Below are 15317 nucleotides of genomic sequence, written 5' to 3' on the forward strand. Positions count from 1 at the left end.
TCTCTTGGTTTGGTTCGAACTTTTTTAGGTTTTTAAAAATTTTGCTTGACGTGGCACTTCCATATCAGGGATGGTCTTCATCCTTGTAAGGGATCGTATGATCCTTTCATAGGATCCTGCGATCCTTTCTTCCCGAAAGGTCATCCTAGCTTCCCGGAGCCTCGGGGAACCTTCCCCAAGGTTCCGGGATAAAGGACCAATCCTTCGGGATGCTTCCCCAAACCTCCGGGAAAGAGGACGGAGCTTTCGGGAAGCATCGACAAGCCTTGAGGAAACATCCCCGAGATTCCGGGAAGCTTCCCCGGGTTCCATCCCCGGATCGGGAGAAGATAGCCGGGTTGATTTTGAAATCTTTTCGGGAGAGGGATGCGGCAAAAAATGATACCCAAACGACCTCCGTTGATACAAAGAGAAAACAATCGTATGAAGCAGCAACCGGCAAATCTGCTGTCATAAGATTTGCCGGTTGCCGTTTCCTATCGGAATGATTCTTTGGACGTTTGCTGATCGCTTATCCCAGACTTGCGTGACTTCTATATAAGTTGAATTAAATATCTGTTATGCATCATGTCCCTAAAACCGGCCATGATGGATAAATTAAGGAATTTATTTCATCCTATCTATCAAGATTTTTCAATATCTCTTCGTAACGCTCAGTCCCCAGGTCGCTGGTTTCCCCTTTATTACAGAAAACCAACCCGGCTAACTTCTGATTCGGACGTTCCACAATCAGCTTGCCCTTCATTAGCTTGGACTCTAAAACACCAAGCGCTTCTAGAAATCTCGGGTCTTTCTTTGCCTTATCATAAAAAGACAGCACATAGACATAGAAGAAAAGGTTGTAATTGAAGAAAGGGTACGCCACTTGCATGAATAGGGTGCCGATTCCATAGTGGCAAGGTCCGAGAGGGGCACGGGTTTCCCAATGATCGAGCAAGAATTCTACCGTTTTGTCGAGAGAATCATGGGTATTGCGAAAAGGTGTAAATCGGAAGGCATCCAAAGCCGCCAGCGTGGGGCCGGGATTGGAGAATTCTGTTTCCGGGCCTCTTCCGAAGCTAAACTTATTACAACGCCAGCCGCCATCGCGATGCTGAATTTCCAAGAGGTGCTCAAAGGTTCTCTTGAGCCTGCTATCCGAAGCATAACCCAAATGACAAAGCGTTCGGGCGGCGTGAATGGTATGGCAAGGATATATTGCGCCTTGCGGGGACAGCTTAAATCGCCCGTCTTCCCGCCACGCACTGAAGATCAGCTCGGCAGTCTCTTTCAATACCGGTTCGGAACGGTCCATTCCCAGGTCTGACAGCATCAATGCGCAATCGAGGGTGGTAAATGGGCTTCCTTTCATGAGTCGCCGGTCGGGAGTGGCCCAATAATCAGCACCATTGTCATGGCGTTTTGCCAAAATCGCTTCCACATCGGATTGATACTGCTTTGCGATGGCCATTGCTATCGAACCCCTTTATCTTGCTTGTAGCTACTTTCTTCCCTTCTTCTCCAGCGCCACCTGGCAACGATTTTTCTGCAAAATGACCTTTACCACGTCCAATACCAACCGCTGATCCTCGGATTCCATCCGATCCACTTCCACCATGGCTTCAAATACTTCCGGATTGCGGACCGGGAGCGCGGCCGTTTGCTCTTCTCGCTCGGAGACCAGATATTCAATGGGCACTTGAAAGAAGTCGGCCAATTTGCGGAAGGTTTCCATGGAAGGTCTGACGCCCGATTCGACTTTGGCGATATAGTTCTCCGAGAGACCGAGCAACCTACTTAACTCCGACTGAGTCAGGTTTTGTTCCTTCCGGAGCTTTTTTAACTTGGCGCCCAAGACGTTTTGCGGCATAAAAAGATCCTTTCACAAAAACATACTTATTATTAGTATAAAATAATGGAATGTTATTGACTTATATATAAATTATTAGTATAATTTATTTGGAAATATTCTCCTGAATTTCATCAATTAACTGTATATCGCGGAATCCGGGATCAACCGGAAGAAGTATCATGCCGTTCAGAAAAAAGCGGAGCCGCCATTCATCAATAAAAGCCGGTAATATCCCTCATTCTCGATTCATTTTACCATAAACAGGATTCTGGCTCAAGGCGGAGAACCGTTCCCGCCGGAAAAGAACCGTTATATCACGGTATGTCTCCTTAATAAACCATTAAGCCAGGAGGTCCCGCCATGTTAACCGATAACAGCAAAGGCATTCAAAAATTTATCCTCCATCGTCTCTGGCAGATTCATGAGGAGATCGTCAAACTTGACCCGGAATACGGGGAGCTTGGAGAGGAACCAGGTCAATTGCTGAAACAGCTCGCCGCCAAGTTGACTCCGGAAGACCAAAAACTCCTGGACCGTTATGATTGCCGCCGGATGGATCAGATGAACCGGCAGGACGAATTGATCTATAGTGAGGGATTGATGGACGGGATGTTATTCGGGTATTGGGTCGCCATGGCGGGGCAGGGAGTGGAAAGGATCAGGGTCTGATGCAAAGGCGGTCGGCGCCGCTTCCATCGTCCCGGGTTGCGTTCTGACACGCAAATAGCGGATTTTCAAAATAGAGACAATCTATGCGTAACAGGGTTTATAATGGATTAAAGCCATCGTTGTATGCTACTTGCGAATGATGAATTCATTTTGAAAGGAAGTGCGCTTATGGATACATCAAAAAAGCCATTATTCAGTCATATTGACTGTATAGAACTCTACACTCCGGACATACAGCAGGGAATTGAATATTATTGCAACAGTCTTGGGTTGAAAGTTTTATGGAAATCCGCTTCCGAAGCGGGCCTTGGAATGAGTGAGGGAATCACCGAAATTGTCATTCAGAACCAGCGCAAAGAACAGAATATTGATATCAAAGTCGATTCCGTAATCGAAGCGGTGAAAGAAATCGAAAAGGCGGGAGGTCAAATCATCTACGGGCCTTTTGACATTCGAATCGGGAAATGCGCAGTTGTAAAAGATCCCTGGAACAATCGATATGTAATCTTAGACACTACCAAAGGCACCTATATTACTGACCATGACGGGAATATTATTGGACAGAACAAACCTTGAGTCCGTCCCTGAATCATGAGAGGATAGCCGGGTTGATTTAGGAATTCTTTTTGGGGGGAGCGAACAACCATCAAAAAACCAATTCCTGCGATCGGAACTGGTTTAGGGAAAGTGAAGATATGGAATGAGGAGAATGAGAAGTATATTTCAGGCCGGTAGGAGTTCCGGGAGTGGACTTCCCGGTTGTGGCGGGAGCTTATTCTTCCCATTCTTCTTTTCCCGCCTCGTTCATCAGCCGGGCATATATGCAATGAATCCTTGATGGATATGATTTGCGAAAATAACGAATGCTTCACCGTGGGGAACTATGAATCGGACGAAGGCGATGGAGGAAGTGAGGGTGTTGTTGGAATTTATTAGATTTAAGTATTTGTGAGACGGAAAATAATTTTAAACCAGTCCTCTTTTGATTCTTAATCACTTAACTTATCATATTTATATTTTATCCTTCGAATATCATAAACATTCACAGTTGAACATCTATAAAGGGTTTCATCAAATATCGCCAGATTATAACCATCTTTATTCATTGTACTTTGATACTCTATACCCGCAAATCCACAGCTTTTGATAAAATCACTGATATATTGAGTAGGTAGATAATCAAGCAAACTATCATGTCTACGCATGGGTTTGGCGATATCATGACTTATTTTTTGTAGATGTTTTTTATTTACTGCATGAAACTTTTTATCGCTCCCCCAAAAAGGGCTAATCTGATCCACATGTGTTAAATCAATTACCTCGATATCCTGTTTTAAAATAAACTTTCCAACCGCCACATAATCATAAATGCCTGCCCTAATTTCATTGATAGCCGTTACAGCTGTATCGGCAAGGTACAGACAACTTATACCTGCAGAATTAGCTCTTCCAGCTGTAGCTTTATCTGAGGGTGGCGCACCCATTTCATCAGTATTAAAGCCGGTCTTATCGGTACAAATTCTTGCTCTGTAAAATACTTTTCTCGTCTTATATGATTTCTTAATAAGATTACATAAACTAAAGAATTTTTCTTTATTTATACAATCCGTATGGAAACGGTTAATCGTTTTTAATCCTTCAACGAAATCCTCCCACTCGCAAGTTTTCATAATTGAATTTTCTTGAAGATATTCTTCTTGATTCAATTCCAAAATCCCAATCGGTGCATTAAACAATTCGGGATGTTCTTCATATCTCTTATGACAGATACCAACTATAGCCTTGTCTGCTAGATCACTATCGAGATTAAAAATATTCCATCGTATACAAAGTTCATCTTTTAATAAGTTCCTATCCTCGGAAGGATAGTTATTAGGCAAATCGTCATTAATAGTATAGATATCTAATAGATCATCAAACATCCCTTCTAATTGATTATTGGTATCAGTATTGTATATAAAAACATTTTCTTTTCCACATAATTCACAAGCACCAATTTGATTTAACTTTTCAATGGTAGCTCTTATTATTGTATCTTTAAAACATTCTTTACAACATATCATCACTATTCCACCTCATCAAGGTATTGTCCAATCAGCTCAATGTGGTGCATTATTGTAAGCTTTTTAATTGTTCCCAGCCCGGGATATGTTTCATTTTTAAAATGCATTAAAAGTTCCTTCAATCCCAATGTATTCATTTTATGTGTCATATCCCAATTATTGAGTTTCTTCAACGCCTCATAAAATTTTCCCGCCGGATTTGTGATATCCTCATTGGAATCAGAAACAAAATGCTTAATACGCAAACTCTTATCTTCTGCAAAATAAACGACATGTAAAGCTACGGCATAGGGTGCAAAGCCAGCTTCTAAAAAATTATCTCCTACAATAGAAAAGTCCGAAAAACCAATGAACTCATCATCTTGATAAAATAAATGATCATCGGAAAAGGGCTCATCAATTTCTGCATAATCAGTATTTCGATTCTGTTTTTCAAACTTGTCATCAAGTAAAATCCTATTGCTTTTAATTTTACGTCTAAAAACACTTTCATCGGGAATCAACGAATAACGAGGAGATTCTGTGGAAAACTCTTCTGAATAAAGATCAATAAAATCACGATTATTACATATGACCATTAAATCTTTTTTATTGAATTCTTTTATTTTTAACTGAGTAAGTTCTGACTGTGAACTGGTATTAAAAATATGAGCTTTTATTACCAGCTGGTTTCTTAATAATTCTTCATACTTTTTCGAAATTTCGCTTTTCTTTTCGTCTTTTAAATCTTTGAGGAACGAACCCACTTGAGGATTATGGATGATGGCTATTTCATTTTCATTTTGAATATACGAATTTAAAGTATTAATCAATGTTGAAGATAATTTTATCGGCTCAATAACAGGCATGACATGTTTTCCAAGACGTTTAGAATCCACTAACTCACTCAAAGCCAGCAACTCGTATTGTCGACCCCGTAAGTACGGAAAATACATATCATTAACCCCCAAACTCGTTATTCAAGAACAAATTCAGCTGTTGATACTCACCTTTTTTAAACTTCGCAAAATAAGCCAGAAATTTCAATTCATAAGGTATATTTTTGTATTCCTCAATTTCTATATTAGTTCTCTTTTTTAATTCATTCAACATATAATAATAAGATTTTTCGAGGTGAATATTCTTAAAAAGTTTATAACATTGATTATAATGATTGACTTGCGATACCACAGGGATTTCTCCATAATGAATTTTAATAATATTCTCAAATTCCGCTTTTCTCAAAAGCTTAAACATAATTTTTGAGTCTAAGCGAGAGTCATCCTTACTTGGTTCCTTTCTGAGGCTCAATGTGTTACGTTTAGTCAAAATATAAATACCAACAGGACTATTATTTAACAAATCATCTAGTTTATCAAAATTATCCTCACAAGTTACTACACATACATGATCGAAAGCCTTATAATAATCACTTAACTGATTTTCTAAACGTTCAAAACTATCTAATTCTGTCTTTATTTCATAAACAACAGCTTTTCCGTTTATTAATATGAAATCGGCCTTTGATTTGCCAATTGGCATCTCAGTTAAAGCTGTAGTTGTTTTTAAACTATGTTTAGCAAGTAATAATTTATTCAATAAAGTATTTTTATAAAAATATTCGTTTCGATAGTTATATGTCATAATTTTATAAATTTCACTTATGAGGATTCGATTGCTCTTAGTTTCGATGTCGTTTATATATCGGTTAATAACTTCAACATATGTGCGGTTAAAATTTTCTGTAAGTAGATCAGCAAATGTATTCCGGGTAAAAAATCTGTTCAAGATAATATTGTTACTTGAATTCATTTTATCACCCTCTCCCAGCAACCTAATGATACAAATTCATTTTACCACAGTCCCGCCTTTTTAAAAGACATTTATTTACAATTACCTTTTACTGCCTTACTACTAATCATCCTAATCTTCGCGTCCTCCGAGGTCACTTTCGACATTCCGGAACTCTCCCTGGCGATTATCCAAACCGCCGCTCATTTATCCCGATCTTGCCGGGATGGTTGCGAAACGCCGAGATAATCCATAAGGGCGGTTTGAAATATCTTTGAATAATTCACGCCTTGAGCTTCGGCCAGCTCTTTTAACCACGCGGGTATGGTCAGATTTGTCTTAACAGCCCGGTTATCCAACTCATTCCTTACCAAATCGGGAAAAACCGTAATGGGGGAAACAAGATATCCCGCCGCGGTTTCCGGGTCCACCTGCGGGCTTTTGGAGGGGAGCGGCAATTCGTCTCCGTCTTTTTCCATACCGTAGACATGCAGCTCTAATGCTTCAGTGGCCTGTTGCCGCGCGGCTTCAAAATCCTCGCCATAGCTCACGCAACCCGGAAGATCGGGAAAATATACGCTATACCCTGTTTCAGTGGGTTCAAATACGGCCAAATAAGTCAATTTACGCATCATCGATGGCTCTCCTTTCGCGAATGGGCTTTACTTTTTTAACCCCGCTTGCTTAAATATGCTATTCAGCGTACCGGGAGCAATATCCCCTTTACGGTTTGGCACCGTGACTTTACCGGGTTTGCCGGGTTGAATATGGGAGCCCTTGGTTCTTTCTTCAACCGGCATCCATCCATCTTGATATAAAATTTTTAGAAGCCATGTGATAAAGTCTCTCGAAACGGAAATTAGCTCATAAAAAGATTTAAAACGACTTTATCACTTGCTTCAGGCAATCGCTGTGACCCTTCCGGCTTTTTAGCCGGGTTTATCACAGCTCTTTTAGTACCTCTCTGATGGTCAATTTGCTCCCCCCTTATGTTTCTATAATACGCCTCAATTATACGCATGTCGATAAGTTGCTAAATTTCCCCAATCCGCTCCAACCATCGGCCAACTGAACGAAGGCAAATTGATGGCCCCGATCAGCAGGAATAAATGCCAATGTGTGGAAATAATTACCCTATCAAATACCCAGTCCGCAACGGCAAATAAAGTGTTGCGCTTTGCGCATGAACAACGCATCCTGAACCTACGGGAGGTATATTTTTGATCGAATTGCTTAGCCAGGAGATCCTCAGCCACGGCGATAAGTCCCGGATTCTGCCGCTCGAACGGTTGGCGGATCTGCAAAAGGATATCGCGGAATTCGAAGAACGCCAAGACCTGAACGGGTTTCAAAAATGGATTGCGGGCAGTCTCTATCAGTTTGACTCGCCTGCCGCGGATTTCGGGAGCCGTTCGCTGCTCATCATCGCCTCGCCCAACCCCGCCTATGCCAAGGTCATCTTTCACTGGCAAGGCCAAAAAGTTCCCCTGATCTGTCTGGCCCGCTCCGAGATGGGTAAGAAAGCCGCGCCGGCGAGGACCAAACAATATCTGACCCGGTTTCTGAAACCGCTGGGATACCATATTCAAGCCGCGCCCCGGCTCCCCCTGAAACGTCTGGCGGTGCGCAGCGGATTGGCGGCCTACGGCCGCAACAACATCTGTTATGTCGAGGGAATGGGCAGCTTCTTCACCCTGGTGGCCTATTTCAGCGATATCCCCTGTGACGCGGGGGACTGGCATGAGCTCCGCGTCATGGAGCATTGCCAGAGTTGCAACGCCTGCCTGAAGAACTGTCCCACCGGCGCGATCTTGCCGGAACGGTTTTTGATCGACAATGAGCGCTGCCTATCCTATTTCAACGAGAGCCCGGGGGATTTCCCGGACTGGCTGCCCCGGTCGGTCCATCATTGCCTGTATGACTGCCTGATGTGCCAGAGAATCTGCCCCCAAAACCGGGAGCGCATCGATCATGTCACCGGTCCCGTCGAATTTGACGAAGCCGAAACCGCTCTGCTGTTGTCCGGAAAAACGTTGCCGGAGTTCCCTCCCGCGCTGCGCCGGAAAGTCCGGTTTCTGGGCATGGACGAATGGCTCGGCGCCATGCCCCGGAATATCCGGGTTTTGCTGGAGAATCATCAGAGTGCCTGACCCGGATAATCTCCTCTCCCAATCCCAAAAGAATCCCCTCCCGAAATAAAAAACCGACAGTACGGTCCTCCCGTAGCTGTCGGTTTCGTTTGGCTCCGGCCCTGCCGCTACATCTTCATGGTGTCTTTCATATAGTCGTCATAGTTGCCGCCTTTTTGGCTCTTGGCGTCGGCGCGGAACCGTTCGGGCAACGCTTTCCGGTCGTCGCCGCTGACCACGGCGATCTGCCAGTCGAAGACCGTCTTATTCTCCAGCTCGCTCAAAGGGACGCTGAAATCGACGTTGTTCTTGTCCACCATCACTTCGCCGTCGATATTGCGGGTGGCGCCGGTTTTGACATTCTTGATCGAGACGGCCCACTTCCCGTCCCGGTTGATGACGCTCAGGATATAATCGGCTCCGATCTGCGGCCATTTTCCGCCGGTATTCTTATTGGAATCGGTGTCGAAGCCGACCATCCAGCCGGAGTTGGCGGCGATTGTAGCGGGGACCGGCGCCTTGGTGTTTAAGACGATCGTCACCTTTTTCTCGAAAAACATCGTGTTCAGCTTCGCCGGGATCAAATAATCGGGAAAATTCGCCGCCGCTTGGAGCGGCGCGGTCAGATACCCCGCCAGGCCCAGAATCATCGCCCCCAGAAATGATACCGCCATGAAACGCTTTTTCATTGAACCACTTTCCTTTCCATGATCGTTTTTATCGTTTATTTTGATGCCGAAACCCTCAAAGTTTCCGGCTGGCCGGTTTCCGAAGCCGTCCTCCCAATCATCCGGGACTGTCCGCGACGATTTTAGGAGGACTCCGCCGGAGCCGGGACTGCCGAGCTAGGACTCCGCTCCCACCGTCACCGGCGGCAACAGTTCATCCGGAGGATGAGCCGCCGGTTGCTGCGAACGGTTGGCGAGCGACCGTTTCCGCCACAGCAGGTAGATGGCGGGGTACACCGCCAGCTCCATCAGGAAGGAGACGAAGATCCCGCCGACCATCGGCGCGGCGATCCGCTTCATCATATCGGCGCCGGTCTCCGACAACGGCGCCCACATGATCGGCAGGAGCCCCATGAACATGACCGCCACCGTCATCATCTTCGGCCGGATCCGCTTGACCGCTCCCTCATGAATCGCAGCCTTCAGATCGGCCAGGGTCTTCATCCGGCCCTCTTTCGCCTGCGAATCATAAGCCAGGTCCAGGTAAAGGAGCATAAAGACTCCCGTCTCGGCATCCACGCCGAGCAGGGCGATGATGCCGCACCAGACGCCGATGGAGAGGTTGTATTTGAGTAAAAAGAGCGCCCAGGCCACGCCGATTAGGGAGAACGGCACCGCCAGCAGAATGATGGCCGTCTTTACATAAGAGCGGGTATTGAAATATAACAGGAAGAAGATGATCGCCAAGGTCACCGGGATGATCAGCAGCATCCGGTTCTTGACCCGTTCCATCGATTCGTACTGCCCGCTGTAGCTGATGACATAGCCGGGCGGTATCTTGACGTTCTTGGCGATGGTCGCTTTGAGTTCCGTCACATACCCGCCGATATCGCGATTGCCGGGATCCACGAAGACGTATCCGGCCAGCCGTCCGTTCTCGTCGCGGATCATGCCGGGCCCGGTGGTCAGGGTGACCTCCGCCAACTGGGAGAGCGGCACCTGGACCCCTGCCATGGTCGTGATATAGACCTGGCGGATCTTTTCCGCCGTATCCCGCAGCTCCCGCGGATAACGGAGATTGATCGGGAAACGTTCCCGGCCTTCGATGGTTTGAGTGATATTCTCGCCGCCCACCGCGTACATCAGGTTCATCTGCACTTCCTCCACGGACAGTCCGTAGCGGGCGATCTCGTCCCGCTTCAAGTTGATATCCACGAAGTAGCCGCCGGAGGTCCGCTCGGCGTAGACGCTGCGCGTGCCCCGAATCATCGGCACATGGAGCTCGATCTGTTTCCCGATTCTTTCGATCGCCGCGATGTCGTCGCCGTAGATCTTGATGCCGACCGGAGTCCGGACCCCGGTGGTCAGCATGTCGATCCGGCCCTTGATCGGCTGCGCCCACATGTTGACCTGGCCGGGGATGCGCAATTCCCGGGTCATCTGCGCCAGCAGCTCCTCATAGCTGATCCGGTCCGGCCAGAACAGGCGGAACGGGCCTTTGAGGAATTCGGGCAGCCCGCTGTACCACTGCCGCTTCTCCCGCCACTCTGCTTCGGGCTTGAGAACGATGGTCGTCTCCATCATCGAGAACGGCGCGGAGTCGGTGGAGGTCTCGGCCCGCCCCGCCTTGCCGAAGACCGTGGCCACTTCCGGGAAGGACTTGATGATCTTATCCTGCATCTGGAGGATCTTCGACGCCTCGGTCACCGAGATCCCCGGCAAGGTGGTCGGCATATACAGGATCGACCCTTCATTCAGCGGCGGCATGAATTCGCTGCCGATAAACAGGAAGACCGGCATGCTCAGGGCGAAGACCAGCGCGGCGGCGAGGATCACCCGTTTCGGGTACTTCAGAACGAAATCGATGACCGGGCCGTAGATTTTGAAAAGCGCCCGCGAGAGCGGATGATCCTCCTCGGAATGGATCGTGCCCACCAACACCTTATTCGCCATGCCGTTCAGCCAGCCCGGTTTGAGATGGAATTTCTTCACCCGGATAAACAACAGCTGAATGGCTGGCACCAGCGTGATCGCCAGCAAGGCTCCGAAGAACATCGCGAAGTTTTTGGTGAAAGCCAGGGGCCGGAAAAGCCGTCCTTCGATCCCCTCCAGGGTGAAGATGGGCAGGAAGGAGACGCCGATGACAATCAGCGAGAAGAAGGACGGACGGCCCACCTCCTGCATGGAGCCGATCAGTACCTCGCGGTAATCGCCTTTCTCCCCCCGGGCCTGCCAGAGATGGAGCTGCTTATGGCCGTTTTCGATCATTACGATCGAGGCGTCGACCATCGCGCCGATGGCGATGGCGATCCCGCCCAGGGACATGATATTCGATGTCAGCCCCAGATACTTCATGGGAATGAACGAAAAAAGCACCGCGATGGGCAAGGTGACGATCGGCACCATCGCCGACGGCACGTGCATCAGGAAGACCAGGATCACCAGGGCGACGACGATCATCTCTTCGAACAGCTTGTTGCTGAGGGTCTTGATGGAGTCTTGGATCAGCGTCGAGCGGTCGTAGACCGGGATCAGCTCCACGCCTTCCGGCAATTGAATCTCTTTGAGCTTCTCCTTGACGTTATGGATCACATTCATGGCGTTTTCGCCGTACCGCATGATCACGATCCCGCCGACGGTCTCGCCCATGCCGTTGAAGTCGGCGAGGCCGCGCCGCATGTCCGGCCCCAGGCTGATTTTGGCCACATCTTTGATCGTGACCGGGAAGCCGTTCATCGATTTGAGCACGATTGCGCCGATGTCATCCTTGCCTTTGATATAACCGCGCACCGTCACCATGAATTCCCGTCCCGCGATGTCCAGCAGCCTGGCGCCGACCTCTTCGTTGGCGGACTGCACCGCCCGGACTACGTCGCTGACGGACAATTGGTAAACAGCCAGCGCCTTCGGGTCCAGGGTGATCTGGTATTGGTTGACAAAGCCGCCGATGGACGCGACCTCAGAGACGCCCTTGACCGCCTGGAGCGCGTATTTGAGTTGCCAGTCCTGGAAACGCCGCAGGTCGGCCAGGGAGTTCCGGCCGGTCCGGTCGACCAGGGCGTACTGGTAGATCCAGCCCAAGCCGGTGGCGTCGGGCCCCAGCTCCAGCTTGACGCCCTGGGGCAGCTGCGTACTGACTTTGGAGAGATACTCCATCACCCGGGAACGGGCCCAATACACGTCGGTACCGTCCTCGAAGATGATATAAACATAGGAGAAGCCGTAATCGGAAAAGGCCCGGATATCCTTGACCTTCGGCGCGCCGAGCAACGCCGAGACGATCGGGTAGGAGACCTGGTCCTCGATGATTTGCGGCGGCCGGTCCCAACGGGCGTAGACGATCACCTGGGTGTCGGTGAGGTCCGGGATCGCATCCAGCGGGATCTGATGGATGGCCCAGATAGCCCAAAAAACGACGGCCACCACTCCGATGAAGACAAACGCCCTGTTCCTGGCGGACCATTCGATAATACGTTCGATCATGTGCAGGATCCTTTCCTGGCAGATTTTCGCGGCCCGTATCCGGGCTCCGTCAGCGAAGCCTGTTCACGGCCATCAATGGTTCATGCTCATGTTGCCGGTCGCCGCCTTGAGCTGACTCTCGGAATCGATAAAGAAATTGGCGGAGCTGACCACTTTTTCACCGAAGCGGACGCCGGAGATGACCTCGTAGTATCCTGCGGCATGGCGGCCCAGCACCAACTGGCGCGGTTCGAAATAACCGTCGCCCTGGCTGACGAAGGCAAGCTGGCGCCCGCCGCTGTCGATCACCGCCTCTTCCGGCAGGGCCACCACCGCGCCGATGGGAACCTCGATATCCACATCCACGTAGCTTTCATGCGCCAGCGGAGTGTCCGAGCCGGCCAGAATCCGCGCCCGGATGCTGCGGGTCTCCGGGTCGAGGACCGTATCCAGCGAATCGATGGTGCCGTATAAGGTTTTCCCGGCCAGCTCCGGGCCGGAGATGCGGACTTTTTGGCCTGCCTTGACATAGGGGAGATCGTTCTGGTAAATCCGGGCGTAGATCCAAACCCGGGAGGAGCTCCCCCCCTCGATCAGCGAGTCGTCGCTGCGGCCCCGGGCGATCAGCCGGTTGATCTGGGCGTTGCTGTAGCCCATGATCGCCAGCTTTTTGCGGGCCGAGTCCAGGATCACCCTGGCGCTTTCCTGGCCGTCGCCCCCGGCCAGGCTGTGATAATAACGGTTGGCGCTGATCAGCTCCTGCTGCGCCGCGTAAAGATCGGTATCGTGAGAGATCGTGCCGTAAGCCCGGATCGTCCGGCTCAGCGCCTGTCTCCCGACGACTGTGGTTTTCACGCCGATCAGCTGCTGCCGCCGGGCGTCCAGTTGAATCGGAGCGTATCCCGGCACATTCTTATCCTCCGGGGCCGACTCTCCCATAGCCATGCCGGGCATCGCGCCCATATCCATCCCGGCCATCGCCGGGCCGCTCTCATCGCCCATCTCCATGGCTGCCATCGAATCTTCCCCGCCGGCCGGACCGGCCGGTTTCAGCTGGTGGTAACCGATCAAGCCGGCCACCGCCAGGACGACGGCTACAGCCGCTCCAATCACGATTTTGCATCGGGTTTTCATGGTTTTTCCTCCCCCCGCAGCGGGCTTCCGGTATAAAACTCCAGATAAACTCGTTCCTCCATCGCCCATTGCTTGCTCTTTTCGATTCCCGACAGGGTGTCGTATACGGCCTGGAACGTCTCGATCAATTCGCTGAAACTAATCCGGCCGATTTGGTAATCCTTCAGCGCGACGTCGAAAGCCTGTTGCGTTCCGCTTTTCAGCGCCGTCTGGTAAAGGGTCAAGGCCTCGTTGGCCTTGGCCAGCGCCGCGTAACGGGCGCGAACCTGTTGCGCGATCCGGTTCTCAGCCTCCCGGCGTTCCCCGGTCGTCGCTTCGCGCATGGCCGCGGCGGCGTCGATCAACGGCGCTTGCTTGGTCTTGTAAAAGAGCGGCAAGGGAATGGCGACGCCGAGCGAATACGTCTTATCCCCGTTCTTCATCGTCTCCAGGGCGCCGCTCAGCATGAAGTCGGGCAGCGGCTCCAGCCTCATCTGCTCCGCTTCCGCCGCCATCCGCCGTTCCATCGCCCGCTTCATCCGGAGTTCCGGGAAACCGGCCAAGGCCTTGTCGACCAGCTCCGTTTCCTTGGGCAGCTGTTTGAGGGGCGCCGGATCCGCGCTGAACACGGTATCCTTGGGAATGGGCCCGCCGAGCATCGCGGCCAGATCCGCCGCCATCCGCTCCCGCTCCGCCGCCATCACCGCGCTATCCGTCCTGGCCATGGCTTTCATGTTATGAGTGCGGATATACTCGGACAGCGTGGCCTTCCCGCCGGCAAAGCGGGCCGCGATCACCGCCCCCACGGCTTCCAGCTGTTTCTGCTTCTGATATTCCACGGCCAGCCGGGCGTCCATGGCCGCGATGCCGTAGTACATCAAGGCGACATCCTTCTTCAGGTCGGCGGCTTTCATGGCGTACGTTTCCCGGGCGGCGTCGGCCTCCGCGCGCTGCCGGGCGGCGGCGGCATTCAATTTGCCGGGATAGGGAATCATCTGGCGCCACGAATATTCGAAGCCCTGGTTCTCCGCCATCGCCGAACCGAGCGGATTATTCATCGTTTCGACCATGAACTCCGGATCGGGAAGGCTGGCAGCGGGCGCCACTTTGAGCGCCGCCGCGTCGGCCTGGCGTTGCGCGGACTTCAATCCCGGATTGTGCGACAGCGCGATGGCGATTAAGGAGGCCAGCCCCTTATCGCCCGGCGCTGCAGCGGCGGCAAGGGCGGAGGCGCCGGAGCATATCAGCAGGATCACCACGCCCAATCCCGGCCAAGCATAACGGTTGCATCGTTTCCAGCAAATTGCAGCAGTTTCCAAAGTCCTGTTCACCCTCTTTTCTCTTCTGAATCAGTGAATTGCCAACCGTCATAGAGCGGGCTGCTCTCAAAGCGTTGTGATAAACCCTGTCGAAGGCCTGGGTGAATACAAAAGCTCAGCGAAGCAAGTGATAAGGTCGTTTCATAACCTTATTTGCAAGCTAATTTCCGATTCAAAAGACTTTATCGCATGGCTTCTAAAACAGAAGCTGTTGATATTCGTCAACAGCCCGGTCTCCCCGTGGGAGTCCCAAAAAAATTTGGAGAAGAATGAAAAAACTGTCCGTCTCACCG

14 protein-coding genes are annotated in these 15317 nt (G+C 50.3%); 3 read left to right on the top strand and 11 right to left on the bottom strand.

Going from position 1 to position 15317, the window contains the following annotated elements; genetic code table 11:
• Window positions 1–616: 616 nt before the first annotated feature.
• Window positions 617–1450: a prenyltransferase gene (locus EDC14_RS21975; RefSeq protein ID WP_132016473.1), complete on the bottom strand. Its 834-nt coding sequence runs from the start codon at window positions 1448–1450 to the stop codon at window positions 617–619.
• 30 nt (window positions 1451–1480) lie between these two features.
• A complete protein-coding gene (locus EDC14_RS21980) occupies window positions 1481–1849 on the bottom strand; it encodes a helix-turn-helix domain-containing protein (RefSeq protein WP_132016474.1) in 369 nt (122 codons plus the stop codon).
• Between the two features lie 342 nt (window positions 1850–2191).
• Between EDC14_RS21980 and EDC14_RS21985 the strand changes: the two genes are divergently transcribed.
• Together EDC14_RS21985 and EDC14_RS21990 are read left to right on the top strand one after the other, a co-directional pair.
• Window positions 2192–2500 (top strand): hypothetical protein, encoded by a 309-nt coding sequence (locus EDC14_RS21985; protein ID WP_132016475.1) that lies wholly within the window; start codon window positions 2192–2194, stop codon window positions 2498–2500.
• A 168-nt stretch (window positions 2501–2668) separates the two neighbouring features.
• A complete protein-coding gene (locus tag EDC14_RS21990) occupies window positions 2669–3076 on the top strand; it encodes a VOC family protein (RefSeq protein WP_132016476.1) in 408 nt (135 codons plus the stop codon).
• A gap of 413 nt (window positions 3077–3489) precedes the next feature.
• Here the strand turns inward: EDC14_RS21990 and EDC14_RS21995 are convergent, their stop codons facing one another.
• The 5 genes from EDC14_RS21995 to EDC14_RS22015 all read right to left on the bottom strand — a co-directional run bounded on the left by EDC14_RS21995 (window position 3490) and on the right by EDC14_RS22015 (window position 7193).
• Window positions 3490–4563 (bottom strand): RES family NAD+ phosphorylase, encoded by a 1074-nt coding sequence (locus EDC14_RS21995; protein ID WP_132016477.1) that lies wholly within the window; start codon window positions 4561–4563, stop codon window positions 3490–3492.
• A 2-nt stretch (window positions 4564–4565) separates the two neighbouring features.
• Window positions 4566–5498, bottom strand: a complete 933-nt coding sequence (locus tag EDC14_RS22000) for a sce7725 family protein (protein ID WP_132016478.1) — start codon at window positions 5496–5498, stop codon at window positions 4566–4568.
• Between the two features lie 4 nt (window positions 5499–5502).
• A complete protein-coding gene (locus EDC14_RS22005) occupies window positions 5503–6354 on the bottom strand; it encodes a sce7726 family protein (RefSeq protein ID WP_132016479.1) in 852 nt (283 codons plus the stop codon).
• 182 nt (window positions 6355–6536) lie between these two features.
• Window positions 6537–6965 carry a type II toxin-antitoxin system HicB family antitoxin gene (locus tag EDC14_RS22010; RefSeq protein ID WP_132016539.1) on the bottom strand — a complete coding sequence of 143 codons (429 nt, stop codon included), beginning with the start codon at window positions 6963–6965 and terminating at the stop codon, window positions 6537–6539.
• Window positions 6966–6995: 30 nt separating this feature from the next.
• Complete coding sequence (locus tag EDC14_RS22015) at window positions 6996–7193, bottom strand: type II toxin-antitoxin system HicA family toxin (RefSeq protein WP_424337427.1); 198 nt, start codon at window positions 7191–7193, stop codon at window positions 6996–6998.
• A gap of 360 nt (window positions 7194–7553) precedes the next feature.
• Here EDC14_RS22015 and EDC14_RS22020 point away from each other — a divergent pair, with 360 nt between their 5' ends.
• Window positions 7554–8483 (top strand): 4Fe-4S double cluster binding domain-containing protein, encoded by a 930-nt coding sequence (locus tag EDC14_RS22020; protein ID WP_132016481.1) that lies wholly within the window; start codon window positions 7554–7556, stop codon window positions 8481–8483.
• Between the two features lie 107 nt (window positions 8484–8590).
• Here EDC14_RS22020 and EDC14_RS22025 read toward each other — a convergent pair whose 3' ends face one another.
• From EDC14_RS22025 to EDC14_RS22040, 4 genes are all read right to left on the bottom strand, one after another.
• On the bottom strand, window positions 8591–9151 hold the full coding sequence (locus EDC14_RS22025) for a hypothetical protein (RefSeq protein WP_132016482.1): 561 nt from the start codon (window positions 9149–9151) through the stop codon (window positions 8591–8593).
• Window positions 9152–9307: 156 nt separating this feature from the next.
• Complete coding sequence (locus tag EDC14_RS22030) at window positions 9308–12613, bottom strand: efflux RND transporter permease subunit (RefSeq protein WP_132016483.1); 3306 nt, start codon at window positions 12611–12613, stop codon at window positions 9308–9310.
• A 72-nt stretch (window positions 12614–12685) separates the two neighbouring features.
• Window positions 12686–13726 (bottom strand): efflux RND transporter periplasmic adaptor subunit, encoded by a 1041-nt coding sequence (locus EDC14_RS22035; protein ID WP_165908228.1) that lies wholly within the window; start codon window positions 13724–13726, stop codon window positions 12686–12688.
• The gene (locus EDC14_RS22040) at window positions 13723–15036 is read right to left on the bottom strand and encodes a TolC family protein (protein ID WP_132016485.1); all 1314 of its coding nucleotides are present in this window, start codon (window positions 15034–15036) and stop codon (window positions 13723–13725) included. The genes EDC14_RS22035 and EDC14_RS22040 overlap by 4 nt, the downstream gene beginning before the upstream one ends.
• Window positions 15037–15317: the final 281 nt, after the last annotated feature.

It is taken from the genome of Hydrogenispora ethanolica (assembly GCF_004340685.1).
Taxonomy (GTDB): domain Bacteria; phylum Bacillota; class UBA4882; order UBA8346; family UBA8346; genus Hydrogenispora; species Hydrogenispora ethanolica.